Below are 2,031 nucleotides of genomic sequence, written 5' to 3' on the forward strand. Positions count from 1 at the left end.
TCCGCCCGGCCGGCACCGCGGCGCGCCCCGACCCGGTGCTCTCCGGGCCCGGCGCGTCGGGCAAGCTGTGACCTGTCGTCGAGCGGCTCCCGTGCCGTCCGGCGGCCCGAACCCGCCGGTCCGGTCGGCCCGGTGGGTCCGGCAGCGGTCGGCGACGCGCGGTGAGACGCCCGGAAGGACAGGGCCGAACAGGAGGCAGGCGTGGGCTCACAGCCGGGGACGGCGGTCCCGGAGCTCTCGAACGAGCGGAGCGGCGTCCTGCGCCGGGAGATGCTGCTGGTGCTGGCGCTCTCGCTGGGCGCCAGTGCGGTCTCCGCGCTGATCAGCTTCACCGGGTCGCTCACCCGTCCGGGCGGGCTGAGTGACCAGGCGGCCAACCTCAACCGCTCGCTCGCGCCGGACCGGCCCTGGCTGGACCTCGCCTGGCAGCTGTTCGGCATCGGCACCGCGCTGGTCCCGGTGCTGCTGGTCGCCCATCTCCTGCTGCGCGAGTCCGACCCGGCGGCCGGCGGCATGCGGCTGATCGGTTTTGACCTGCGCCGCCCGCGCTTCGACCTGGTACGCGGCGTCGCGGTCGCGGCGGCCATCGGAGGCAGCGGCCTGCTGCTCTACCTCGGCGCGCACGCGGCCGGAGCGAACCTGACGGTGGTGCCCGAGTCGCTGCCGGAGGTGTGGTGGAAGTTTCCGGTGCTGATCCTCTCCGCCGTGCAGAACTCCGTGGTGGAGGAGGTCATCGTCGTCGGTTACCTGCTGCGCCGCCTGGACCAGCTCGGCTGGTCCCCGCTCGCGGCCCTGGCGGCCAGTTCCGTTCTGCGCGGCACCTACCACCTCTACCAGGGCATCGGCGGCTTCGTCGGGAACCTGGTGATGGGCGTGATCTTCGTGTGGCTGTACCGGCGCTGGGGCCGAGTGGGACCGCTGGTCGCCGCGCACGCGCTGATCGACATCGTGGCGTTCCTCGGCTACGCGCTGCTCGCCGGCCGGGTGGACTGGCTCCCGACCGCCTGACGCCCCTCCCTCCTGGCACCGCCCGGCCCGGCGACGGTGCCAGGGGGAGCGCGGCGCCGGTCAGAGCAGGGGCACCAGCAGTTCACCGTCGATGACGGTGAACGCGTGGCCGGTGAGCTCGGTCCGGTCGCCGCGCAGCGCGGTGCGGACCCTGCCCGTGCGGGCCGACGCCTGAAGGCCGGTGAGGTCGGTCCGGCCCAGCCGGGCGGACCAGAACGGCGCCAGCGCGGTGTGCGCGCTGCCGGTCACCGGGTCCTCGTTGATGCCGACGGCCGGGAAGAAGCAGCGCGATACGTAGTCGTAGCCGCTGTCGGCCCGCTCGGCGGCAGCGGTGACGATGACTCCGCGACCGCCGGCCCGGGCCAGCGAGGGCAGGTCGGGCGTCAGCGAACGGACCGCCTGCTCGTCGGCGACCTCCACCAGCCAGTCACCGACGAGCGGCCCGGTGCTGTGCGCGGACAGTACGGGCGCGCCGATCGCCCGGGAGATCGGCGCGGGCAACTCCTCCTCGGTCAGCGGCGCCGTGGGGAAGTCCAGGGTGATGCGGGCGTCCGGCCCGGTCACCGCGCCCAGCACGCCGCTGCGGGAGGTGAAGCGGACCCGGTCGGCGGACAGCCCGTCGCCGTGGAGCACGTGGGCGGTGGCGAGAGTGGCGTGGCCGCACTGGTCGACTTCGGCGGCCGGGGTGAACCAGCGCAGTGCCCAGTCCGCCTCCGCGGTGTCGGGCAGCGGATGTGCGAAGGCCGTCTCCGACAGGTTGATCTCGGCCGCCAACCGCTGGAGCCGGTCGGCCGGCGGGAAGTCCGTGCGGTCCAGCAGGACCACCGCTGCCGGGTTTCCGGTGAACGGGCGATCGGCGAAGGCGTCGACGTAGCGGATTCTCATGGTGGCCGACAGTAGGGCGGACGGCGCCGGGTGGCCATGGCCACCCGGCGAACGGTGGACCGGTCCGCCGCACCGCTCTGCCCACCGGTCGGCGGGCACCTCCCGCCGGGCCGCCGGGTGGGGCCCGCGGCGCAGGCC

At 74.7% G+C, this 2,031-nt stretch carries 2 protein-coding genes; one reads left to right on the forward strand and one right to left on the reverse strand.

The genetic code is table 11. The annotated features are described in order from the left end of the window. Positions 1 to 201 precede the first annotated feature (201 nt). On the forward strand, positions 202 to 1,008 hold the full coding sequence (locus ACYVE9_RS24440; RefSeq protein ID WP_461030065.1) for a CPBP family intramembrane glutamic endopeptidase: 807 nt from the start codon (positions 202 to 204) through the stop codon (positions 1,006 to 1,008). 60 nt (positions 1,009 to 1,068) lie between these two features. Here the strand turns inward: ACYVE9_RS24440 and ACYVE9_RS24445 are convergent, their stop codons facing one another. Continuing rightward, positions 1,069 to 1,893 carry a PhzF family phenazine biosynthesis protein gene (locus ACYVE9_RS24445; protein ID WP_461030066.1) on the reverse strand — a complete coding sequence of 275 codons (825 nt, stop codon included), beginning with the start codon at positions 1,891 to 1,893 and terminating at the stop codon, positions 1,069 to 1,071. Positions 1,894 to 2,031: the final 138 nt, after the last annotated feature.

Source organism: Streptomyces sparsus (assembly GCF_054776295.1).